This is a genomic window from Micromonospora sp. NPDC005324 (assembly GCF_040607155.1).
Lineage (GTDB): Bacteria > Actinomycetota > Actinomycetes > Mycobacteriales > Micromonosporaceae > Micromonospora > Micromonospora trifolii.
Map to the genome: position 1 here is coordinate 53,938 of NZ_JBEXGE010000020.1, position 22,184 is coordinate 76,121.

Annotated in this window: 24 protein-coding genes; 12 read left to right on the top strand and 12 right to left on the bottom strand. The window is 72.9% G+C overall.

Annotated features, from left to right (window positions below; all coding sequences use genetic code 11):
• Window positions 1–61: 61 nt before the first annotated feature.
• Window positions 62–1,006, bottom strand: coding sequence for a DMT family transporter (locus tag ABZS40_RS21220; protein WP_354945014.1), 945 nt, complete (start codon window positions 1,004–1,006; stop codon window positions 62–64).
• Between the two features lie 107 nt (window positions 1,007–1,113).
• Between ABZS40_RS21220 and ABZS40_RS21225 the strand changes: the two genes are divergently transcribed.
• Window positions 1,114–1,833 (top strand): HAD family hydrolase, encoded by a 720-nt coding sequence (locus tag ABZS40_RS21225; protein ID WP_354945015.1) that lies wholly within the window; start codon window positions 1,114–1,116, stop codon window positions 1,831–1,833.
• A gap of 8 nt (window positions 1,834–1,841) precedes the next feature.
• On the opposite strand, the gene ABZS40_RS21230 is transcribed toward ABZS40_RS21225, so the two are convergent.
• Window positions 1,842–2,372: a hypothetical protein gene (locus ABZS40_RS21230; RefSeq protein ID WP_354945016.1), complete on the bottom strand. Its 531-nt coding sequence runs from the start codon at window positions 2,370–2,372 to the stop codon at window positions 1,842–1,844.
• A 12-nt stretch (window positions 2,373–2,384) separates the two neighbouring features.
• Window positions 2,385–3,254 (bottom strand): PhzF family phenazine biosynthesis protein, encoded by an 870-nt coding sequence (locus tag ABZS40_RS21235; protein WP_354945019.1) that lies wholly within the window; start codon window positions 3,252–3,254, stop codon window positions 2,385–2,387.
• A 33-nt stretch (window positions 3,255–3,287) separates the two neighbouring features.
• Here ABZS40_RS21235 and ABZS40_RS21240 point away from each other — a divergent pair, with 33 nt between their 5' ends.
• From ABZS40_RS21240 to ABZS40_RS21250, 3 genes are all read left to right on the top strand, one after another.
• Window positions 3,288–4,574: a CBS domain-containing protein gene (locus tag ABZS40_RS21240; protein WP_354945020.1), complete on the top strand. Its 1,287-nt coding sequence runs from the start codon at window positions 3,288–3,290 to the stop codon at window positions 4,572–4,574.
• Complete coding sequence (locus tag ABZS40_RS21245; protein WP_354945021.1) at window positions 4,567–5,217, top strand: DUF1003 domain-containing protein; 651 nt, start codon at window positions 4,567–4,569, stop codon at window positions 5,215–5,217. The genes ABZS40_RS21240 and ABZS40_RS21245 overlap by 8 nt, the downstream gene beginning before the upstream one ends.
• A 76-nt stretch (window positions 5,218–5,293) precedes the next feature.
• Window positions 5,294–6,442, top strand: a complete 1,149-nt coding sequence (locus tag ABZS40_RS21250) for an Mrp/NBP35 family ATP-binding protein (protein ID WP_354945022.1) — start codon at window positions 5,294–5,296, stop codon at window positions 6,440–6,442.
• Between the two features lie 156 nt (window positions 6,443–6,598).
• Here the strand turns inward: ABZS40_RS21250 and ABZS40_RS21255 are convergent, their stop codons facing one another.
• Window positions 6,599–7,024: a preprotein translocase subunit TatB gene (locus ABZS40_RS21255; protein ID WP_354945023.1), complete on the bottom strand. Its 426-nt coding sequence runs from the start codon at window positions 7,022–7,024 to the stop codon at window positions 6,599–6,601.
• A gap of 76 nt (window positions 7,025–7,100) precedes the next feature.
• Window positions 7,101–8,462 (bottom strand): trypsin-like peptidase domain-containing protein, encoded by a 1,362-nt coding sequence (locus ABZS40_RS21260; RefSeq protein ID WP_354945024.1) that lies wholly within the window; start codon window positions 8,460–8,462, stop codon window positions 7,101–7,103.
• 281 nt (window positions 8,463–8,743) lie between these two features.
• Here ABZS40_RS21260 and ABZS40_RS21265 point away from each other — a divergent pair, with 281 nt between their 5' ends.
• Window positions 8,744–9,439, top strand: a complete 696-nt coding sequence (locus ABZS40_RS21265; protein ID WP_354945025.1) for an O-methyltransferase — start codon at window positions 8,744–8,746, stop codon at window positions 9,437–9,439.
• A 53-nt stretch (window positions 9,440–9,492) separates the two neighbouring features.
• On the opposite strand, the gene ABZS40_RS21270 is transcribed toward ABZS40_RS21265, so the two are convergent.
• On the bottom strand, window positions 9,493–10,968 hold the full coding sequence (locus ABZS40_RS21270; RefSeq protein ID WP_354945026.1) for a leucyl aminopeptidase family protein: 1,476 nt from the start codon (window positions 10,966–10,968) through the stop codon (window positions 9,493–9,495).
• Window positions 10,969–11,114: 146 nt separating this feature from the next.
• A complete protein-coding gene (locus tag ABZS40_RS21275) occupies window positions 11,115–11,282 on the bottom strand; it encodes a DUF3117 domain-containing protein (protein ID WP_007455245.1) in 168 nt (55 codons plus the stop codon).
• A gap of 189 nt (window positions 11,283–11,471) precedes the next feature.
• On the opposite strand from ABZS40_RS21275, the gene ABZS40_RS21280 reads away from it, so the two are divergent.
• Genes ABZS40_RS21280 through ABZS40_RS21295 form a run of 4 tightly spaced genes read left to right on the top strand, consistent with a single transcriptional unit; the run spans window position 11,472 to window position 15,700 of the window.
• Window positions 11,472–12,290 (top strand): PaaX family transcriptional regulator C-terminal domain-containing protein, encoded by an 819-nt coding sequence (locus ABZS40_RS21280; protein ID WP_354945027.1) that lies wholly within the window; start codon window positions 11,472–11,474, stop codon window positions 12,288–12,290.
• 4 nt (window positions 12,291–12,294) lie between these two features.
• Window positions 12,295–13,086: an enoyl-CoA hydratase-related protein gene (locus ABZS40_RS21285; RefSeq protein ID WP_354945028.1), complete on the top strand. Its 792-nt coding sequence runs from the start codon at window positions 12,295–12,297 to the stop codon at window positions 13,084–13,086.
• A 59-nt stretch (window positions 13,087–13,145) separates the two neighbouring features.
• Window positions 13,146–14,444, top strand: coding sequence for a DUF1800 domain-containing protein (locus ABZS40_RS21290; RefSeq protein ID WP_354945029.1), 1,299 nt, complete (start codon window positions 13,146–13,148; stop codon window positions 14,442–14,444).
• Between the two features lie 14 nt (window positions 14,445–14,458).
• On the top strand, window positions 14,459–15,700 hold the full coding sequence (locus tag ABZS40_RS21295; protein ID WP_354945030.1) for a DUF1501 domain-containing protein: 1,242 nt from the start codon (window positions 14,459–14,461) through the stop codon (window positions 15,698–15,700).
• Here ABZS40_RS21295 and ABZS40_RS21300 read toward each other — a convergent pair.
• Together ABZS40_RS21300 and ABZS40_RS21305 are read right to left on the bottom strand one after the other, a co-directional pair.
• Window positions 15,697–16,320, bottom strand: coding sequence for a hypothetical protein (locus ABZS40_RS21300; protein ID WP_354945032.1), 624 nt, complete (start codon window positions 16,318–16,320; stop codon window positions 15,697–15,699). The genes ABZS40_RS21295 and ABZS40_RS21300 overlap by 4 nt on opposite strands.
• 13 nt (window positions 16,321–16,333) lie before the next feature.
• Complete coding sequence (locus tag ABZS40_RS21305; RefSeq protein ID WP_354945033.1) at window positions 16,334–16,915, bottom strand: DNA-3-methyladenine glycosylase I; 582 nt, start codon at window positions 16,913–16,915, stop codon at window positions 16,334–16,336.
• 137 nt (window positions 16,916–17,052) lie between these two features.
• On the opposite strand from ABZS40_RS21305, the gene ABZS40_RS21310 reads away from it, so the two are divergent.
• Window positions 17,053–17,949, top strand: coding sequence for a sterol desaturase family protein (locus ABZS40_RS21310; RefSeq protein WP_354945034.1), 897 nt, complete (start codon window positions 17,053–17,055; stop codon window positions 17,947–17,949).
• On the opposite strand, the gene ABZS40_RS21315 is transcribed toward ABZS40_RS21310, so the two are convergent.
• On the bottom strand, window positions 17,894–18,391 hold the full coding sequence (locus tag ABZS40_RS21315; RefSeq protein ID WP_238661362.1) for an SRPBCC family protein: 498 nt from the start codon (window positions 18,389–18,391) through the stop codon (window positions 17,894–17,896). The genes ABZS40_RS21310 and ABZS40_RS21315 overlap by 56 nt on opposite strands.
• Window positions 18,388–19,026, bottom strand: a complete 639-nt coding sequence (locus ABZS40_RS21320) for a DivIVA domain-containing protein (protein ID WP_354945035.1) — start codon at window positions 19,024–19,026, stop codon at window positions 18,388–18,390. The genes ABZS40_RS21315 and ABZS40_RS21320 overlap by 4 nt, the downstream gene beginning before the upstream one ends.
• A gap of 156 nt (window positions 19,027–19,182) precedes the next feature.
• On the opposite strand from ABZS40_RS21320, the gene folP reads away from it, so the two are divergent.
• Window positions 19,183–20,052 carry a dihydropteroate synthase gene (gene folP, locus ABZS40_RS21325; protein ID WP_354945036.1) on the top strand — a complete coding sequence of 290 codons (870 nt, stop codon included), beginning with the start codon at window positions 19,183–19,185 and terminating at the stop codon, window positions 20,050–20,052.
• A gap of 67 nt (window positions 20,053–20,119) precedes the next feature.
• Here folP and ndhC read toward each other — a convergent pair whose 3' ends face one another.
• The gene (gene ndhC / locus ABZS40_RS21330; protein ID WP_088986508.1) at window positions 20,120–20,497 is read right to left on the bottom strand and encodes an NADH-quinone oxidoreductase subunit A; all 378 of its coding nucleotides are present in this window, start codon (window positions 20,495–20,497) and stop codon (window positions 20,120–20,122) included.
• 129 nt (window positions 20,498–20,626) lie between these two features.
• Between ndhC and ABZS40_RS21335 the strand changes: the two genes are divergently transcribed.
• Window positions 20,627–22,105, top strand: coding sequence for a hypothetical protein (locus ABZS40_RS21335; protein WP_354945037.1), 1,479 nt, complete (start codon window positions 20,627–20,629; stop codon window positions 22,103–22,105).
• Window positions 22,106–22,184: the final 79 nt, after the last annotated feature.

A 22,184-nucleotide genomic window follows, 5' to 3' on the forward strand; every position in this document is an offset into this window, starting at 1 on the left:
CGAGATTGCTTCAGGAGTACGCACCCGTGGCTGAGCATTTCGCCGCGTACCTGTAAGGCCGTCAGTCGGCCAGCGGGGTCGGGTCGGCCGGCAGGGCTGTGGGTTCGCTCCGTCGGCCACCGAGCACCACCACCGCCACGCCGGCCAGCAGCAACGCCATGCCGAGCAGCGCGTACGGGCGGGGCAGCTGACCCAGCCAGGCCCAGCCGAGCACTGCCGCGCCGGGCGCCTCCAGCAGGATCAGCACGCTCACAGTGGTCGCGGGGATCTTCCGCAGGGCGTAGTTGAACATCGAGTGCCCGAGCAGTTGGGCGCCGGCCACCAGGGCCAGGATGGCCAGCCAGGTACGCCCGTCGAAGCCGGTCAGCCGTACGCCGCCGACCATGCACAGGGCCAGCAGGATCAGCGAGCAGATCCCGTAGCAGATGGTGGTGTAGGTGGTGGTGCTGATGCTGACCCGGGCCCGTTCCCCGAAGGCGGTGTAGACGGCGGCGAACATGGCGCCGATCAGCGCCAGGACGTCACCGAGGACGGCCCGGCCGGAGACTCCCACGTCGACCCCGGTGGCGACCGCCGCGCCGCCGACCGCCACCGCGATGCCGATCCACACCACCCGGGGCAGCGGACGTCCCTGGGCGCGGGCGATCAGCCCCTGCCAGACCGGTTGGGTGGCGACCAGGGCGGTGGACGTGGCGACCGAGGTGAGCTGGGCGCTCGGCACCCAGGTCGCGAAGTGCCCGGCCAGGGCGACCCCGGACAGAACGCAGAACAGGCCCTCCCGCCGGCCCGCGCCCACTGTCAGTCTGCGGAACTCGGCACGGCGTCGGGCCAGCGCGAAGGGGCTCAGCACGGCCACCGCGAGCAGGTTGCGCCAGAGGGCGATGGCCAGCGCGGGGGCGGCGGCGTACGCGATCAGCGGCGCGGACGACGACACGGCGACCACTGCCAACCCGACCGCGCCGGTGGTCAGCGGGTCCAGGGACGGCCGGGGTGAAGGTGGGGGCACGGGACGTAATCCTCACACGTATGACGGTCAGCACGGAGGGTCATCACTCCGTTACGATCACGCGGGTTCGCGCCGGCGACCCTCGACCGCCCGGAGGCGCTCCCCTCATGCCCAGCTACCAGGCGGTGCTGTTCGACTTCTTCGGCACCCTGACCCGTTCGGTACAACGCGGTGTCGCCCACGTCGGCACCGCCGAGCTGCTCGGGTGTCCCACCGAGATCTTGACCGAGGTGCTGAACCGCACCTTCTACGAGCGGGCCAGCGGCCGGCTCGGCGACGCGGAGGCGACCCTGCGCTGGGTGTGCGCCCAGGCCGGCGTACACCCCAGCGACCAGGCGGTACAGGCGGCGGTGGCGTCCCGGCACCGGGCGGTCCGCGCCGACACCTGGCTACGGGCCGACGCCGTGCCGGTGCTGGCGGCCCTGCGCCAGCGCGGCCTGCGCACCGGCGTGATCAGCGACTGTACGCACGAACTGCCGGCCTTCCTGCCGCAGCTCGCGGTCGCCCCCCTGCTCGACGTACGGGTCTTCTCGGTGCAGGTCGGGCGGTGCAAACCGGATCCGACGCTCTACCTGACTGCCTGCCACCGGCTCGGGCTCGCGCCGGGCGACTGCCTCTACGTCGGCGACGGCGGCAGCCAGGAGTTGACCGGCGCCGAGCGGGCCGGGATGACGGCCGTCCGGCTCGCCGCACCCGATCTGGCCACGCACATGGTGTTCAACGCCGACCGGGACTGGCGCGGCCCCACGATCGGCACCCTGGGCGAGGTGCTCGCCCTCGTCGACGTCGACGCCGCGGTGGCGGGCGTCGGCGGGCGAGCCGGCTGATCATCCGATCAGCGGCGGCGGACCCGGTGCAGCCGGAACGGCTTGCGGGTGGCCCGGACCGCCGGAGTCGGCCGGGGTGGCTCGGCCTGCGCGTCGGCCGGCAACTCCGCTCCGGCCAGTGGCGCACCGGCCGGGGCGAGCCGGTTCACCGCGCATCCGTCGGCGGCCCAACGCGCCACCAGGTCGGCGGTCGGACCCGGCGCGTTGAGGCGCTTCGCCGCCACCAGCGGCGCGGTGACGTCCCACGCCTCGGTGCCCGGCTGCAACCGGCTCACCCGGGCCGGCCAGGTGACGATCCGACCGCCGTGGTCGCCGCGCAGGGTGACCTGGGCCTCGGTCGCGTCGGCCAGACCCGGCGCGGTCTGCTCGCCCGGCCCGCTGACCACCAGCAGCGCGCCCTCCAGCGGGGCGCACCAGAGCGCGAGCGCCGGCCCGCCGGCAACGCTGACCCAGGCCACGGCGGCCTTCTTCATCGCCTCGTCGACCAGTGGGGTGCCCCCGGGGGCGTCCTCGTCCGTCACATCCGCATCCTCCCGCATCCGCGCCCCCGCTCAGCCCACGAACGGCGGCACGGCGATCTCGCCGCGGGCCACCGGCACCACCTGGCCGGCGACCGTCGCGCCGACCGCCACCCCGTTCGCCGCGGTGACCGTGCAGGCCAACGCGGACGGCCGATTCATCTCCACGCCCTGACGGACCGCGTACTCCGACCGCCCCTCGCCGGGCAGCAGACCACTCGCCACCAGCCAGACACCGAGGCCGAGCGCCGCCGAACCGGTCGCCGGGTCCTCCGGAACGCCGATCCCCGGCACGAACACCCGGGCGTGCGCGGTTTGCGCGGCCTCGTTCCAGGAGAAGACGCTGACGTGCGACACCCCGTACCGCTGCGCCGCCGCCGGGTCCACCCGGGCGCGGGCCACCGACTCCGGCCGCACCGGCAGGTACGGGAACTCCAGCCCGCAGCCGGCGACCCGTGGGGCGGGCCCGATGTGGTCGTCGGCGACCAACCCGGCGATCTCCAGCAACGGCTCAGGGTCCAGCTCCGGCCCAAGGGTCGGGGCGCCACCGGTCAGCGTCGCCCCGGACGCTGTCACCTCGATCGGCAGCACACCGGCGTGGCACTCCTGGGTGATCTGCCCCACACCGAACATCCCCCGCCGGCAGGCGGTGACCGCCGCGCCGACGCTGGGATGCCCGGCGAACGGCAACTCCTCCACCGGAGTGAAGATCCTGGCCCGATAGGTGACGCCGACCTGGGTCGGAGGCAGCACGAACACCGTCTCGGACAGGTTGAACTCCAACGCGAGCGCCTGCATCTGCTCGGTGGCCAGCGCCTCCGCGCCAAACACCACTGCCAGCGGGTTGCCGGCGAAGGGGCGATCGGTGAAGACGTCCACGATCTCGTAGGCCACTGTCGACATGTTGATAAACACTAGGCGCTTAGGCTGGTGCCCGTGAGTACGCCGACCCGGGTCTACATCGCCCGTCTCGCCGGAGTCGCCGTCTTCGACCCGAACGGCGATCAGGTGGGGCGGGTTCGCGACGCCGTGGCACGGCTGCGGGCGACGAAGCGTCCGCCGGAGGTGGTGGGCCTCGTCGCCGAGATGCCGATGCGTCGTCGGATCTTCCTGTCCATCAACCGGATCACCTCCATCGACGCGGACGCCGTCGTGCTCGGCTCCGGCACCCTCAACCTGCGCCGGTTCGAGAAGCGCCCTAACGAGCTGCTGGTGCTCCAGGAACTGCTCGACCGGCGGGTGCAACTCGACCCGGGCGGCCAGCCCGGCGCGGTCGTCGACGTCGCGATGGAGTGCACCCGGGGTGGCGAGTGGTCGTTGACCCGTGTCGCCGTACGTGAGCAGACCGGTCGGCTCAGCCGCCGCGGCCACCTGCACCAGGTCGAGTGGGACCGGGTGCGCGGGCTCAGCGGCATCGCCGACAACAGGGGTACGGCGAACCTGCTCGCCGTCCTGGAGGACATGCGCCCCGCCGACCTGGCCAACGCGTTGCAGGATCTGCCCGACGCGCGACGCAACGAGGTAGCGGCCGCGCTGGACGACGAGCGACTGGCCGACGTGCTCAGCGAGCTGCCGGAGCACGACCAGGTGGAGATCCTCGCCGCCCTCGACCGGGAGCGGGCCGCCGACATCCTGGAGGAGATGGACCCGGACGACGCCGCGGACCTGCTCAACGAGCTGCCCCCACCCGAGCAGGACGTGCTGCTGGACCTGATGGAGCCGGACGAGGCCGATCCGGTACGCCAACTGCTGAAGTACACCCCCGGCACGGCGGGCAGTGTGATGACCTCGGAGCCGGTCATCCTGCCGCCGGACGCCACCGTCGCCGAGGCGCTGGCCCGGATCCGGGAGCCGCAGCTCTCCCCCGCCGTCGCCGCGCAGGTCTTCGTGACCCGGGCACCGCAGAACACGCCGACCGGCCGCTACCTGGGCATGGTGCACTTCCAGGCGTTGCTGCGCGAACCCCCTGCCGACCTGCTGGGCAAGGTGGTGGTCAACGACATCGACCCGCTGCGCCCCACCACGCCACTGCCGGAGATCACCCGCCGGATGGCCACCTACGACCTGGTCGCCATGCCGGTGATCGACCGCAACAACCGGCTGGTCGGCGCCGTCACTGTCGACGACGTGCTGGACCACTCGCTGCCCCGGGACTGGCGGGACCGCGGCGTCCTGGCCGCCCCGGGTACCACCGACCCGGCGCTGGACGGCGCAGATGGCTGACCGGCGTCGGACGGAGCGTCTCGACCAGCCACGCGAGCCCCGGGGCGTCAAGCTGCCCCGGTTCGACGCGGAGGCGTTCGGTCGGTGGTCCGAGGGCATCGCCCGGGGCATGGGCACCGCGAACTTCATCGTCGTCATGACGGTGGTGATCGCGATCTGGTTCGTCTGGAACACCCTGGCCCCGGCGAACCTGCGCTTCGACCCGTACACCTTCACGTTCCTGACCCTGGTGCTGTCGTTGCAGGCCAGCTACGCGGCCCCGCTGATCCTGCTGGCCCAGAACCGGCAGGCCGACCGGGACCGGGTGGCCCTGGAGGAGGACCGGCGGCGGGCCACCGCGCAGAAGGCGGACACCGAGTACCTGGCCCGGGAGATCGCGGCCCTGCGGATCGCGCTGGGTGAGGTCGCCACCCGCGACTTCCTCCGCTCCGAGCTGGCCCGGCTGGCCGAGGAGCTGGACGAGGTGGGGCAACGCCGGCAGCGGCTGGAGCGCCGCCAGCAGGAGAAGGACAGCCGGCATGAGCGGCGTGGCCAGCGGCCGACCGACGGCGTCGGCCTGGAAGAACCCCGGGACGACCTGGACGGCGACTTCACCAGGGAAGCCCGGCCGGACGGCACCGGCCCGCGCCGGTCGGAGAGCTGACCGACGGGTCATCGATTGGCTCACACCGCCCCGGGCAGCGGCGGCAACGGATGCCCCGCGACGTAGCATTGCGGGCATGTCAGCACCCGTCAGCACCGTCGAGGACGCGATCCAGGCCGCCCTGGCCACCGTCAACGACCCGGAGATCCGCCGGCCCATCACCGAGCTGGGCATGGTCCGCTCCGCCACGATCGGTGCCAGCGGTGTCGTCCGCGTCGAGCTCCTGCTCACCGTCGCCGGCTGCCCGCTGAAGGACAAGCTGCGTAACGACATCACCGCCGCCGTCGCCGCCGTCCCCGGCGTCACCGGCGTGGAGATCGACTTCGGTGTGATGACCCCCGAGCAGCGGCAGGGGTTGCAGTCGCAGCTGCGCGGCGGCGGCGCCACCGAGGAGCCCGTCATCCCGTTCGCCCAGCCCGGCTCGCGCACCCGCGTGTACGCGGTGGCCAGCGGCAAGGGTGGCGTCGGCAAGTCCAGCGTCACGGTCAACCTGGCGGCGGCCCTCGCCGCCCGTGGGCTCTCCGTCGGGGTCGTCGACGCCGACATCTACGGCCACTCGGTGCCCCGGATGCTCGGCACCGAGGCCCGGCCCACCCGGGTCGAAGACATGATCATGCCGCCGCAGTCGCACGGCGTGAAGGTGATCTCCATCGGCATGTTCACGTCCGGCAACGCGGCGGTCGTGTGGCGCGGCCCCATGCTGCACCGGGCATTGCAGCAGTTCCTGGCCGACGTCTACTGGGGCGACCTGGACGTGCTCCTGCTCGATCTGCCGCCGGGCACCGGTGACGTGGCCATCTCGCTGGCCCAGTTGCTGCCCAACTCGGAGATCCTGATCGTCACCACCCCGCAGACCGCCGCCGCCGAGGTCGCGGAGCGGGCCGGGGCGATCGCCCTGCAGACCCACCAGCGGGTGGTCGGCGTCATCGAGAACATGTCCTGGCTGGAGCTGCCGGACGGCTCCCGGATGGAGATCTTCGGCGCCGGCGGTGGCGAGGCTGTTGCCGAGTCGCTGAGCCGGACCATCGGCGCGCAGGTGCCGCTGCTCGGTCAGATCCCACTGGACACCCGGGTCCGCGAGGCCGGCGACGCCGGCAACCCGATCGTGCTGGCCGAGCCGGGCTCCCCGGCCGCGCAGGCGCTCGGCACGATCGCCGACCGGCTCGCCCTGCGCCGCGAGTCGCTGCTCGGCAAGCCACTCGGTCTCAAGCCAGCTGGCCGCTGACCACCGCGAACACCGTCAGCCCGTCGGTCACCGTTGGCCGGCGGGCTGAGTCGCGTCGGTGGCTGGTCGAGCCAGGCCGCCGCAGCGTGGCCGGCTTGACCAGAGCAAGCGCCGGGGCCGGGCGGGTAGGTATCGGTCGGGGCGGGTACGGGTCGGTCAGGTGGCGTCGTCGTAGCTGACGCGGGGGGCCGGCGCCGAAGGGCTGCTGGTGGCCGTGCCGGCGGACGGGGTCCCGTTCGACCGCAGGTCGGCGGCGTTGGCCACGTCCTTCAGGTCGTTGTGCACGCCGCTGACATCCGCGCGCAGGTTGTCGTAGACGCCCTGCAACGGCTTGCGGATCGCCGCCTCGTCCTCCTCGCTGAGGAGGTGCTTGCGGATGAACGCCTTCGGGTGCAGGTCTTCCAGCTGGATGTCGGTGCCCAGCTCGCGGCTCAGGTCGCCGGTGGCGTTGCGGGCCATGTTGCGCAGGTTGCGCACCAACCGCAGGCCGTCGGTGATCACGGCGGGGAGCCGGTCGCCGAAGATCAGCAGCGCAAGGAGCAGCAGCGCACCGATCTCCCACCAGTTCAGGTTGTCGAGCATCCCGCGGGCCTCCTCTCGGCGTCAGCAGCAAGACTACGCACGCCGGACGGCTTTCGGGCAAGGGGTGCGCCGCTGTTCACTTCGCGTCCGCGGCGAGAGTTACCGAGGTGTTCTGCCGGGCGGAGCCCCGCCGATACTCGACTGTCACGACCGAGCCCGGCGCGTACTTGCGGACCAATGCGGTCAGGTCGGTCGGCTCGGTCATCGGCCGACCATTGATCTTGAGGATCACGTCGCCGACCTTGAGCCCGGCGCCGTCCGCGGGGCCGGACGGTTCCACCTCGGCCAGCCGCAGGCCACCCCCGACGACCCCGGTCGGGCCGTCGGCCCGGGCGCCGATCACCGTGCGCCGGGCCTTGCCGGTGCCGATGATGTCCTGGGTCACCCGCTTGGCCTGGTTGATCGGGATGGCGAAGGCGAGCCCGATGTTGCCCGCCTCCTGCCCCTCGGCGACAAGCGACTTGATGGTGGAGTTCACTCCGACCACCCGACCGGCGCCGTCGACCAGTGGGCCGCCCGAGTTGCCGTGGTTGACCGCGGCGTCGGTCTGGATGGCGGCGTAGTAACGCACCGGGCCGCCCGGCTCGCCGGCCTGCATCGTCCGGTCCAGAGCACTCACGATGCCGGCGGTGACCGTGTTGGCCAGCGACAACGGCGAGCCGATGGCGAGCACCGGGTCACCGACCGCCAGCGCGTCGGAGTCGCCGAACTCCACCGGTCGCAGCCCGGGACGACTCACCTTGATCACCGCGATGTCCGACTCCGCGTCCTGACCGACGATGGTCGCCGGCGCGGTGCTGCCGTCGTTGAAGACCACCGAAGCCTTGCCGGTGCCGCCGGCCAGCACATGGTCATTGGTGATCACATGGCCGTCGGCGGTGGCGATGAACCCGGAGCCCTCACTGGTCCCGCCGAGGCTGCTCACCCGGACGGTGACCACGCTGGGCAGGACCCGTTCGGCGACCCCGGCCAGCGACTCCGGTTTGCGCTGGGCCAGCGCCGGCACCTCCGCGGGCGCACCACCGAGGACCGCCGCACCGGCGCCGCCGCGCACCGCGAACGCGTACCCCAGCGCACCGCCGAGGGTGCCGGCCAGCAGCGCGGTGATCACGGGAATGAGCAGCAGGTGGCGCAGTGTCGGCCGGCCCGGCGCATCGGGGTCGGTGACCGGCTCGGGCTCGGCGCCGGGTGCCACCACCCCGGGCACCACCACCGCTGTCGGGGCCGCCGGGTCGCGCCAGGGGTCGGCGAGCGCGTCCGACCACCAGGCCGACGCGTCGGCCGAGGTGGGCCCGCCCGCAGCCGGTGCCGGCCAGCCCGGTGTCGGTCCGCCAGAAGGCGCCGGCCAACTCGGTGCCGGCCCGCCGGGAGACGCCGGCCAGCCCGGTGCCGGCCCGCTGCCTGGCGAGGCGAGGGGTGCGGGGTCAGACCCCGGCATGGTCGGCGGCCCCACCGACGGGGCTCCTGCCCCGGGCGGTCGCGCCGGAGCCGGAGTCTCACCGCCCCGGCGCCAGTCCCAGCCGTCGGTCACGTCGGTGCCTCCCAGTCCGTCCCCGGATCCCGCGCCGCGTCGCCCGGCCACGGGCCGGTCTGGTCGCGGCTGACGGGATACCGCCTCCAGGATTGCACGGATGGACGCGGTGCAGTCAGCGGTTGCCCCGGTGATCGCTTCCGGCGGAGGCGCGGCTGCGCCCCACGACGGTCGCCTCTACGCTCACAGTGCCAACCCGCCCCCGCACCACGCACCGCCCCCGGAGGTGCCCCATCGCCACGGTCGCCGGTTCCGGTAGTTCGACGACACAGGCCCAGCATTTCGCCGAGTCGTACGTCACCGAGGATCTCGTTCTGCGTACCGCCCGCAGCCTGGCCCGGGAGGTGGGCCTCGACGCGGTCACACCCGGCGCGGGGGCGGCGCTGCGGCTGCTGGCCGCCGCCGGCAATGCCCGTGCGGTGGTGGAGATCGGCACCGGCACCGGGGTCAGCGGCGTCTGGTTGCTGCGCGGCATGCGCGTCGACGGCGTGCTGACCACCATCGACGTGGAGGTGGAGCACCAGCGGATCGCCCGGCGGATCTTCGCCGAGGCGGGTTTCGCGGCCGGGCGCACCCGGATCATCACCGGTCGGGCGCTCGAGGTGCTGCCCCGGCTCGCCGACGGTGCGTACGACCTGGTCTTCGTGGACGCGGAGGCGACCGGCTTCCATGCCTGTGTGGAGGCGGCGCTGCGACTGTTGCGCCCGGGGGGCGTGCTGGCGCTCAACGGCGTGCTGGCCAGCGGCCGGATCGGCGACCCGGCCGCCCGGGACGCGGAGACGGTGACGGTTCGCGAGACGATAAAGGCGGTCCGGGAGTCGGAGCACTGGATTCCCGCGCTACTTCCGGTCGGGCACGGGCTGCTCGCCGCGGTGAAGTGCTGATCCGAGCCCAGGAGGGGTCAGAGCCTCGGCCGCCCGAGGCTCTGACCCACCCACTAGTTGACGTCGGCGAGCCAGCGCAGCAACGAGCGGACGCCCCACCCGGTGGCGCCGCGGCTGACCTCGGCCTGGTCGCCGTCGGCCCAGGACGGGGCGGACATGTCCAGGTGCAGCCAGCGGTCCCGTAGGTCGCCGGTGAACTCGCGCAGGTAGAGCGCCGCCAGCACCGAGCCGGCACCCTGCGTCGGTGCGCTGTAGAGGTCGGCGATCTCGCTGCCGAGGTACTCGACGTAGTCGGTGTGCAGCGGCATCCGCCACGCCGACTCGCCGGCCGCCTCGGCTGCGGCCAGCACGCCGGCGGCCAGTTCGTCGTTCTCGCTGTACAGGGCGGCGGTGCGCTTGCCCAGCGCCACCGAGTTCGCTCCGGTGAGCGTGGCCAGGTCGAGCAGCAGGTCCGGCTTGAGCTGCTGCACCGCGTACGCCAGCGCGTCGGCGAGGACCAGCCGACCCTCGGCGTCGGAGTTGGTCGTCTCGCTGGTCGTACCGCCGTAGTGCCGGATGACGTCGCCGGGGCGGAACGCCGAGCCGCTGACCATGTTCTCGGCCAGCGGTGCCAACGTGGTGATCCGGACCGGCAGCCGCAGCGCGGCGGCGCCCAGGGTGGCGGCGACGACCGCGGCCGCGCCCGCCATGTCCTTGCGCATCAGCTTCATCGACGCCACCGGCTTGATCGAGATGCCGCCGGTGTCGAAGGTGATGCCCTTGCCGATCAGCACCACGTGCGTGCGCGCGTTGGCGGGGTGCCAGTCCAGTTCGACGAGCCGTGGTCCGCTGGCGGAGCCACCGCCCACGGCGAGGATCCCGCCGAAGCCCTCGGTGGCGAGTTCGGCCGGGCCACGGACCCGCAGCCGCAGGTCCGGAAGGTCGGCTGCGGCGGAGGCCACCTGGTCGGCGAACCACTGCGGGGTCTTCACCGAGGAGGGGGTGTTGGTCAGGTCCCGGGCGAGGTGGGTCATCGCGGCCGTGGTCCGGGCCGTGGCGACGACGTCCTCGTACCCGGTCGGGTCGTGAAGCAGCAGGTCGACGTCGGTGAGCGCCGGTCGGTCGCCGGCCTCGGTGAGCCGGAACCGGTACGGGGCGAGCAGCAACCCCTCGGTCAGCCCGCGAACCGTGGCCGGGGTGACCTCGGCCGGCAGCGCGATGGTGATATGCGTCTCAGCCGAAGCTGAGCGGGCCAGGGCCGCGCCGGCCGTCCGCCAGGCCGCCTCGCCGCCGTCACCGATGCCGAGCAGCAGCAGCCGGCCGGGGGTACGCCCGGGGCGCAGCTGAGTGTGGATCTCGCCGGCTCGGCCCGTCAGTCGGGCCGCTGACGCCAGCGCTGCCGCCTCGTCGGCCGTGCCGTCCGGGCCCGCCACGGCGGTCGACACGGGCTCGGCCGAGGTGTCACCTTCCGCCGTCGAATCGCCGGGGCGGACGGGCAGGACGAGGACGTCGAGCCGGTCGGGCTCGGCGATCAGACGGATGGCGAGCACGCGGACCGCACCTCCAGGAAAGTGTCGCGGGCCGGCGGCGAAGCCACCTGCCCACAGCGTTGAAGACCCTGAGCCACCGGTGGTTCCGGTGGCTCAGGGCCTGAAGAACGTTCCGGGCGGCGTGAGCCGCCCGGAGCACTCCTTACTCAGCCGGCCGCTGCCTTCAGTGCGTCACCGAGCGCGTTGGCCTCGTCGGGAGTCATCTCGACGACGAGCCGGCCACCGCCCTCCAGCGGGACCCGCATGACGATGCCCCGCCCCTCCTTGGTGACTTCCAGCGGACCGTCGCCCGTCCGCGGCTTCATCGCCGCCATGTTGTCTCCCCTCAGACCTACACCAGGGTCGGTGGGTTGCCCCACGCCACTTCGTCACGACCACCCGCAACGGTCACGGGGGTGTCGACAAACGATTTTCCCTGATGAACACCGCCGGACCCAAACCGGAGCAGCATTGATGTAACAGCATCTAGCTTATCTTGAGAAGGCCTGTCACAATGTGCGGTCATGCAGGCACGGTCGGCACTCTTCGACCTGTACGGCGACCACCTCCGTCCGAGGGGTGGCCGGGCACCGGTTGCTGCCCTGGTCAAGCTACTGGCGCCGCTGGGAATCGCACCGCCGGCAGTTCGCACCGCCGTCTCCCGGATGGTGCGTCAGGGCTGGCTCGAACCCCTCCGGTTGGTCTCCGGACCGGGATATTCGATCACACCGAAAGCTGCCCGCCGACTCGACGAGGCAGCGGCCCGGATCTACCGGACCGGCCGGGTCACCTGGGACGGCCGGTTCGATCTGCTGGTGTTGGCGGCTCCGGGCTCCCGGCGGGACCGCCAGCGGCTCGCCGCCAACCTGAGCTTCCTCGGCTACGGGACGCTCGACGAGCAGACCTGGGTCGCCACCCGCCCCGCCGAGGACGTCGACCTGCTCCTCGCCGAGACCGGCATCCGGTTCGAGCGGTTCACCGCCTCGCACTTCTCCGGCACCCCGGGCGCGATGGGCGTGGTCCGACGCGCCTGGAACCTGGCCGAGATCGGCCGCGCCTACGAGCGATTCGTCGCGGACCAGCGTCCGCTGCTCGCCGCGGTCACCGTGCGCAGCAGCGACGAGGAGGCGTACGCGACGCGGTTCCGCCTCGTGCACGCGTGGCGTACCTTCCTCTTCCAGGATCCGCAACTGCCCCCGGCGCTGCTGCCCGAGCGGTGGCCTGGCACCGCCGCGGCCAGCTTCTTCGACCGGCACGCAGCACGCCTGCGTCCGGCCGCCGACCGGTACGTCGAACAGTGCCTCGACGCCGGCAACCGCATCGTCCGACAGAAGGGTCGTTAGACACGTGACCGAGCCGCTGCTCGTCGACCGGACCGATGCCGTCGTCACCCTCACGCTGAACCGGCCGAACGCGATGAACGCGTTCGACGTGGCGCTCAAGGAGGCGCTGCGGGACGCCCTCGCGGAGCTGGAGACCGACCGATCCTGCCGCGCGGTCGTCCTGGCCGGGGCCGGCGGGTCGTTCAGCGCCGGTCAGGACCTGCGTGAGCACGTGGCCACCCTGGAAAACTCCGCCAGTGACCCGCTGGGCACCGTGCGGGCGCACTACAACCCGATCGCCGCCCGGCTCGCCAACCTGCCCAAGCCGGTGATCGCCGCGGTCCGTGGGATGGCCGCCGGGGCGGGCGCGTCGCTGGCGTTCCTGGCCGACATTCGCATCGGCGGCCCGACCACCAGTTTCCTGATGGCCTTCGCCAAGGTCGGTCTCGCCGCCGACACCGGCGCCTCCTGGACGTTGCCCCGACTGGTCGGCCACGCCAAGGCGGTGGAGCTGCTGCTGCTGGCCGAGCCGGTCCGCGCCGAGGAGGCCTGCCGGTTGGGCCTGCTCAACCGGTTGACGGACGACGACGAGCAGGTGCTGCCCGTCGCCCAGGAGTTGGCCGCCCGCCTCGCCGCCGGCCCGACCGTCGCGTACGGGGCGATCAAGCGACAGCTCTCCATCGCCGACGCCGGCACCCTCGCCGACGCCCTCGCCGCCGAGGCGCAGGCCCAGTCGATCTGCGGTGCCACCGCCGACCACCGGGCGGCCACCCTCGCCTTCGTCGGCAAGCAGAAACCGGTCTTCGAGGGACGCTGAACGCGATCCGGACGCCGCCCTTACCGTCCTCGAACACGGGCCGCCTAGCGTCGGCCGGTATGAGCGATCGTGAAGCGGTGGCACACCTGCTGCGCCGGGCCACCTTCGGGCCGACCGCCGACGAGGTGGACGCGGCCGAGCGGGCCGGGCCGGCAGTGACCCTGGACCGGCTACTCAAGCCGCCCGCCACGGATCGGGGTGCTGCCGCCACGCCCGTCCCGACACTGCCCCCCGACCCGTACGCCGGGCTGACCAAGGACTCCTCCCGCGAGCAGCGGCAGCAGGCCAACGCGGAGCGCCGTAAGCAACTCCAGCAGGTCACCGAGTGGTGGCTGGACCGGATGGTGGCCGCCGAGGACGGGCTGACCGAGAAGTTGCTCTTCTTCTGGCACGGGCACTGGGCCACCAGCGCGCAGAAGGTCAAGTCCGCGCGGCTGATGGTGGGCCAGTTGGAGACGCTGCGCCGGCACGGTCGTGGGCCGCTGGGCCCGCTGGTCGCCGCGATGGTGCGCGACCCCGCCCTGATCGTCTGGCTGGACGGGCAGAAGAACACCCGCAAGGCGCCGAACGAGAATCTGGCCCGCGAGCTGATGGAGTTGTTCACCCTCGGCATCGGCGCCTACAGCGAGGCCGACGTGAAGGCCGGCGCGCGGGCCCTGACCGGCTGGGTGGTCGACCGGCGTACCGGCGCGGTCCGCTTCGAGACCAAGCGGCACGACCCTGGCGAGAAGGGCATCCTCGGGCAGAGCGGCCGGTTCGACGCCGAGGCGTACGCCGGTCTGCTCGCGGCTCAACCGGCGGCGGCGACCTTCGTGGCCGGCCGGCTCTGGTTCCGCTACGCCGGCACCGAGACCCCGGCGCCGGATGGCCTGGCCGGCGCGGACACCACAGCGACACTGCGCGCGCTCTTCTCCGCGCCGGCCTTCGCGCAGACCCGGGGCACGCTGGTGAAGCAGCCGGTGGAGTGGCTCGTCGGTGCGCTGCGGCAGCTCGGCATCCGACCGTCCGCGCTGCCCGAGCAGCAACGCAGACAACTGCTCGCCGGTCTGAACGCGCTCGACCAGGTGCCGTTGCGCCCACCGAGCGTGGGCGGTTGGCCGGCCGGGGCCGCCTGGCTGACCACCTCGTCGTTGCAGGCCCGGCTGCGGACGGCCGGGGTGCTCGCCGCCGCCACGGCACCGGCGGTGCTGGCCCGGCTGACCGCCGCGCCCGCCGCCGGCCGACCGGACGCGCTGGCCCGACTGCTGGTGGTCGACAGTTGGGGCGCACGCACCCGGGCGGCTCTCACCCCGCTGGCCGGTGAACCCCGCAAGCTGCTGGCCGCCGGCCTGGTCAGCCCCGAATACACAGTCAGCTGAGCGGAGGAGTCGACATGGACACAGTGACCCGACGCAGGTTCCTGCTCACCAGCGGGGTGGTCGGCGCTGGCGCGCTGGCCGCCGGGGCCGGCGCGTACAGCCTGCGGGACCTGCTGGACACCAGCGGGGACCGCGACCCGCAGTCCCACACGCTGGTGCTGGTGACCCTCTACGGCGGCAATGACGGGCTCAACACGGTCATTCCGTACGGCGACCCGGCCTACCGGGCGGCGCGCCCGGAGCTGGCGTACCCGGACGGCGAGGTGCGGCGGTTGGACGACGACTTCGGCCTCAACCCGGCGCTGGCAGGCCTGCACCAGCGCTGGTCCGGCGGTGGGCTGGCGATCGTGCGCGGAGTCGGCTACCCGAAGCCCGACCGTAGCCACTTCCGGTCGATGGACATCTGGCACACCGCGCAACCGGACCGGCCGGGCAACACCGGCTGGCTCGGGCGGTGGCTGGACCGCGCCGGCGGCGACCCCCGGCTGGCGGTCTCCTTCGAGCCGGCGCTGCCGCCGCTGCTGGCCGGGGCGCAAAGCGCCGGTGCGGCAGTGCCGGTGAGCGACCGAAAGGCCGCCAAGGGGCTGCCCGAGGAGACGCTCATTGCGTTCGCCGCCGCCGAGTCGGGCGAGTCGGCGGCCCGGGGTCGGGCCGCCGCCTGCTTCGCCGACCTACGGTCGGTGGACGAGATGATCCGCCAGGTACGCGACTCCGCCGACCCGGACACGGCGGAACCGGACGGCGAGCAGGCCCCCGCCACTGCCACCGGCGGGGCCCGCACCCCGCTGGACGCGCAGCTCGACCTTGTCGCGCAGTGCGTCGAGGCGGGAGTGTCCACCCGGGTCTTCTCGGTGTCGCTGGGCGGCTTCGACACGCACGCCGACGAGAAACAGTTGCAGGCAGTGCTCCTGGGTCAACTGGACCGGGCGTTGACCGGGTTCGCCGACCGGATGAGTCGCACCGAGGCGGGCCGGAAGGTGGTGGTGGCGGTCTACTCCGAGTTCGGCCGTCGGGTACGCGCCAACGCCTCGGACGGCACCGACCACGGCACCGCCTCGGACGTGCTGCTGCTCGGCGCGGGCGTGCGGGGCGGCTGGCACGGCGCGCCGCCGAGCCTCACCGACCTCGACGACGGCGACCTGAAATACACCACCGACTTCCGGGACGTCTACGCCACGCTGCTGGAGCGGGTGCTGGACACCGACCCGGGCCCGGTCCTCGCCGACTGGCGGGGACGAGTGGACAAACTCTTCTAGTCGCCCTCTTCCGGGTCCTGGTTGGCCTGCTCGCCCAGCACGAACGCCTGCATGGCCAGCTCGTCGCCGGCCGGCGAGACGAAGGCGGGCAGCTCACGCGGGCCCAGTTCCTGCACGTAGGACCAGAACAGCCGAACCGCCTCGGCCCGCGTGCCGGCCTCGATCGGCAGGTCGAGGCTGACCAGCCAGGTGCGCCGAGCCGGGGGCGGGCCGAGCCGGTCGGCCAGCGCCCGGAAGGCCGCCGGCTCCACCGCGGTGACCGCTCCGTCGAGTGTCAGCAGGTCGGCCGGCACCGGCTCGTCGAACGCCCGCCGGGTGTACGCGACGACGAGCGTGCCCGGCTCGACCGGGGACTGGGGGTCGTCCGGGTCTTCGCGGTGACGTCGGCCCGGCGCGGTGACCCGGCCGAGGGCCACCAGCCGTGGCGGCGCGTCGACCAGCACGGCCACCTGGTCTCCCGGCCCTGGCCGGGCGACGTCGGTCAGCCCGGTCAGCTCAAGCGTGTCGTGGTGCACGAGCCGCTCGGCCTCGTACCGTTCGGCGGGCAGCAGCAGCGCCCAGGTGCCCACCCCGTCGGCGTTGCCGGCCGCACCGGCCCGGTGCGCGGTCTCGGTCGTCATGCCTGCCATCTCATCACGCCGCCGGTGGGAGGGTGACGTGACAGCCGACGATGTGATCGTCGACCATCCCGGTGGCTTGCATCAGCGCGTACGCGGTGGTCGGGCCGACGAACCGGAAGCCGCGCTTCTTGAGTGCCTTGGCCATCGCCGTCGACTCCGGTGTGATCGGCGCCAGCTCGGCGAACGAGGCGGGGCGAGCTGGCCGGGGCTCCGGCGCGAAGGACCAGAGGAGTGTGGACAGGCCCTCCGGCAGTTCCAGTGCGGCGCGGGCGTTGGCGATCGCCGCCTCGATCTTGGCCCGGTTGCGGACGATGCCGGCGTCGGCGAGCAGCCGGGTCACGTCGGCGTCGTCGTAGCGGGCGACGGTCGGGATGTGGAACTCGCCGAAGGCCAGCCGGAACGCCGGACGCTTGCGCAGGATGGTCAGCCAGGACAACCCCGACTGGAACGCCTCCAGCGTCATCCGCTCGTAGAGCGCGTCGTCGCCGTGCAGCGGCCGCCCCCACTCGGTGTCGTGGTAGATGGCGTAGTCGGGGGTGCTCGACCCCCAGGCGCAGCGGGGCAGCCCATCGGCGCCGATCACCAGGTCAGTCACCTCGTACACGCTAGGGCATCCGTCCGACACCCCATTGCCACCGGCCGTCCGGCTGCCTATGGTGCTTGTTACCGACCGGTAGGTCGGGGTCACCCGATGGTGCGCCCCGACCGGTGACGGCGAGCGGAGGCCGCGCGATGAAGGAATTCCCGGACGTCATCGCCTGGTCGATTCCGGCCTTCGTGCTGCTCGTCGTGCTGGAGCGGGTCTCCTACCTGCTGCACCGCGACGACGACGAGGTCGGCTACGGCGGCGCCGACACCGCTACCAGCCTGACGATGGGGCTGGGGAGCATCTTCGCCGACCTGCTCTGGAAGGTGCCGATCGCCGCCGCGTACGCGCTGCTCTACGCACTCACCCCGCTGCGGGTCGCCGAGCTGTGGTGGACCTGGCCGCTGATTCTGCTCGCGCAGGACTTCTGCTACTACTGGTCGCACCGCGGCCATCACGTGATCCGCATCCTCTGGGCCTCGCACGTGGTGCACCACTCGTCGCAGCGGTTCAACCTCTCCACCGCGCTGCGTCAGCCGTGGACCGGCCTGACCAGCTGGGTGTTCTACATCCCGCTGATCGTGGCCGGCGTCCACCCGGCCGTTGTCGCGTTCTGCGGCTCGGTCAACCTGCTCTACCAGTTCTGGATCCACACCGAGCGGATCGACAAGATGCCGCGCTGGTACGAGGCGGTGTTCAACACCCCGTCGCACCACCGGGTGCACCACGCGTCGCAGGGCAGCTACCTGGACCGCAACTTCGGCGGCATCCTGATCGTCTGGGACCGGCTCTTCAGGTCGTTCGCGCCGGAACGGGAGCGTTGCGTGTACGGCCTGACCAAGAACGTCGGCAGCTACAACCCGGTCCGGGTGGCCTTCCACGAGTACGCCTCGATCGCCCGGGACCTGCGCGCCGCGGTGACCTGGCGGCACCGGGTCGGGCATCTCTTCCGCGCGCCCGGCTGGCAGCCGGCACCGGGCTCCCCGGTCAGGGCAGTCGGCCCTGCTCGACCAGACGCGCAAACCTCTTCAGCGCCTGGGTGAGGCCGAGCTTGGAGCCGGGCCAGAGCACCGGCCACGCCAGTCGACCGGCCCGGCCGCCCGGCAGGTGGAACCACTCGTGCCAGACGACCTGGGTGCGGTCCCGGCCCAACTGCGTGCAGCGCAGCACCCCCGGGCCGCGCAGCAGTTGGCCGTGGTGCACGACGCCGATCTCGTACGGCTCGTCGACCCGTACCACCAGCATCTCGTCGCGCAGCGTCGCCCGGCCGAGCGCGGTCACCGCCTCGATCCGGCTGCCCTCGCGCCCGTCGCCCTCGACCACCCGCACGCGGGTGAACGGGATCCAGTCGGACTGACGCTCCCAGGCGAGCAGCGCGGCGAACACCCGCTCCGCCGGGGCGTCGACGATCACCGTGGCCGTCACCTCACCGGCACCGGGTCGGGCCGCCTCCCGAAGATCGTCGGCGCCCTCCGGCTCGGTCACGCCGACTCCGACCGAACCACCGCGTCGCGCTGCTCGGTGGCGTCGGCGGAGGCGTCACCGGTCTGCTCACGATCGGCCGACTCGTCGTCGACGGGCGCGGCGGCAGGCGCCACCCCATCGGAATCGGCCGGGGACGAGGTCGCTGTGGGCACCGGGCCGGGGGTCGTCGAGCCGACCGGGGCCGAGCCCGCCTCGCCGGTCAGCGGCACGTCTTTACCCGGCTCCACTGCCTTGCCCGGCTCGGCCGGCTCCGCCGCGTCGGTGGTGGTCACCTTGCTCGCGGACTGCTCGCGGGCCTGCCGCAGCACGTCCGCATCGTCGGTGCGCCCCTCACGCAAGGCGATGACCTCCGACTCCAGTACGCCGATCAGCTCGGACTTGTAACCGATGTCGTAGGCGGCACGGCGCAACGCCTGATCGACCTGGTCCATCCGGTACCCGCGCAACCCGGTGTCGAAACGGACCGCCCCCACGTCGGATTCGCGCAACGGGCGGGTGCCCGGCAACGCCACGGCCTGCGAATCCGGCTCGGCCGGCACCAGGCCGGGATCACGGCCGCTGACCAGCACCGTCACGCCGAATATCACCGCCGCGACGGTCAACGCCACGACCAGGAGGAGCAGAAGCTGACCCATGTACTGATCGTGGCATGGCGGCCGGCCGGGAGCGACCCCGCCACCCGCCTCGATCACGATCGGTGCCGACGCCCGCCCGGAACGGTGGACGGGCGACCGACTAGCGTCGGGACCGGCCGACGCGGCGGCGACGGCGCGAACTTCCAGGAGGCGGGCATGGCCGGGGCGCTTCGGCTGGGTGGGCACACGTTCGCCCCCGGCGAGCTGGTGGTGATGGCGATCATCAACCGCACGCCGGACTCGTTCTTCGACCGGGGGGCCACCTACGCCGCCGACAGCGCTCTGCGCGCTGTGGAACGGGCGGTGGACGAGGGCGCGGCCATCATCGACATCGGCGGGGTCAAGGCCGGGCCCGGCGCGAACGTGGACGTCGCCGAGGAGATCCGACGCACTGTGGACACCATCGCCGCCGTCCGAGCCGCGTTTCCCGAGCTGGTGATCTCCATCGACACCTGGCGTGCCGAGGTGGCGACGGAGGCCGTGGCCGCCGGCGCCGACCTCCTCAACGACACCTGGTCGGGCGCCGACCCGGCGTTGGTCCGGGTGGCCGCGCGGACCGGCGCCGGCCTGGTCTGTTCGCACGCCGGCGGGCTGACGCCGCGGACCAGGCCGCACCGGGCCGCCTTCACCGACGTGGTCGCCGACGTGGTCGCGACGGTGACCGGGCTCGCCGAGCGCGCGGTGGCGGCAGGGGTACGCCACGACGGCATCCTCATCGACCCGGCTCACGACTTCGGCAAGAACACCCGGCACTCGCTGGAGATCACCCGCCGACTGGACGAGCTGACCGCAACCGGCTGGCCGGTGCTGGTGGCGCTCTCCAACAAGGACTTCATCGGTGAGACGTTGGGCCTGCCGGTGGCCGAACGGCTGGAGGGGACGCTCGCCGCGACGGCAGTCTCGGCCTGGTTGGGCGCCCGGGTCTTCCGGGCCCACCAGGTCGGCCCGACCCGCCGGGTGCTGGACATGGTGGCCTCGATCCGAGGCGACCGCCCGCCGACGGCGACCCGCCGGGGCCTCGCCTGACCAGTCGTCGCCGTGAACGACCGCAAACGGCCGGACGGACCGACACGATCGCCGGAGGCCGTGGCGCTCAGGTCCAGCGGAGGATGTTCCTACGCCAAGCGTAGAGGATGCCGAGCGCGAGCACCGCCACGAACACCGCCATCTCCACCACCGTCACCAGGCCGAAGCCCGGCCGGTCGAAGACCACTGCCCAGGGGAAGAGGAACACCGCCTCGACCGCGAACAGCACGTACAGGTAGGCGTACACGTAGTAGCGGATCTGCATCTGCGCCCAGTCGGCACCGACCGGGTCGAGCCCGCACTCATAGCTGGCCCGCTTGCCCGGCGGGTCGGCCGGACGCGCCGGACGTAACACCCGGTTGGCCGAGAACGCCGTAACGAAGAAGAGAACGCTGGCGAGCAGCAGGAGCCCGAGCGTCGCGTACGAGCCCAGGTATCCGGTCACAGCCGGCAGCCTACCGTCCGCCCGGACGGGCCGTCCCAAACACGTTACGAATTTGTTTCCAGTTGGGACTAGTGCATTGGGGCAACTGTTACCGAATATTGGACACCCACCCATGTCACCGGAGGACAGATGGCCCGCGTGAAGGCATCGCCCGGTAACCGGGCGGAGGGGCGGCGTTCCACGCCCCTGCTGGCGACCGCGCTCGCGCTCGGCCTACTCACGGCGCTCGCCGTGGGGCCGGCCTGGGCCAGCGCGGCCGCACCGGACGCGGACCCGGTCGCGACCTCGGCCGAACCGATCAACGAGCCCGGAGGGGAGGAGCCCCCGACCACACCGGCGGAGGAGCCGACCCCGACCGAAGACCCGGGCGGTGAACCGGAGCCGACCGAGCCGGCACCGGAGACCAGCGCGCCACCACCGGAGACGACGCCACCGGCGCCGGTGACCTCAGCCCCGGAGGTCCCGCCGGCGCCGACCGCCAGCGCGCCCGCGCCGGGCGGCACCACCCGACCGCCCAGCCCGGCTCCCCCGGTGCCACCGACGCTGCCCCCGGCCCCGCCGACACCCCCGGCGCCGACGGTCCGCCCGCCCGCGCCGGGTTCGGCGCCGCCGCCGCAGAACCCACTGGGCGTGCAGGTCACCACCGGCGACGTCACCCTCACCGAGGCGTACTGGAACACGCCGAGCACGGCCGTCACCCTCCAGGTCACCGTGCACAACACCGGTACCACCACGGAACAGATCCGATTGGCGTACACGCTGCCCGCCGGGTTGACCGACGCCGGCACGAAGGGCTGCGTCGCCGCCGGTGGTGGGACGTACCGTTGTGGGGCCTGGACCGCCGGAGCGGGCGTCCGGTTCAGTACCGTGCTGCGGCTACGGGTCGCTGGTACGGCGTGGAAGCAGATGCCGCTCAGCGGCTCCGTCCAAGTCGTCGCGGACGCGCCGGAAGCGGCCGGGGAGGCGACCGACGACCAGGGCTTCGCGGTGCTCTTCCCGCCCGGTCCGCCGGTGCCCGGGATCGCGCTCGCCGCCGACGAGGTGGCCTTCGACATCAGCGGCGGCCCCAGCACCCTCACGCTGCGGCTGGGCAACACCGGCGCGGTGGACGCCGCCGGCCGGGTCGAGGTCGTCCTGCCGGCCGGCGTGACCGTGCCGACCCCACCGCTGGGCTGCGTGGCGGTCGACCCGACACGTACCCGCTGCGACGCCGGCCTGGTGCTGGCGGGAACGACCGCCGAGGTGCAGCTACCGGTGGAGGCGACGCCGCAGGCGCAGCGGGAGGCGCCGCTGTCCGGGGCCGTGATCGGTCAACTCGATCCACGCAGCGGCCCGACCCGTCGGGTGCAGATGAGCTTCCGGATCACCGCGGCGGCCGCCCTGGCCACTCCGGTGGTCTCTCCGCCCGCGCCGACCGGCTCGCAGGGCGTACTGCCCGCCGGTGCCGCGACCGACGACGGCGGGTTGACCTCGGCGCAGCGCACCGCGGTCATCCTGATCGCGGTCTCCACGCTGCTGGTGGTGCTGGCTCTCACGCTGGCCACGACCTCGCTGCGCCGCCGGCTCGGCGGTCCGCCGCCCGAGCCCGCGCCCAACCCGGCCGACTGATCGACGGACGACCCCGGCAGCGGGCAGCCGGGGTCGTCCGCGCAACCGGTGGTGATCTGAATTACGGCGGGCGGGGCGT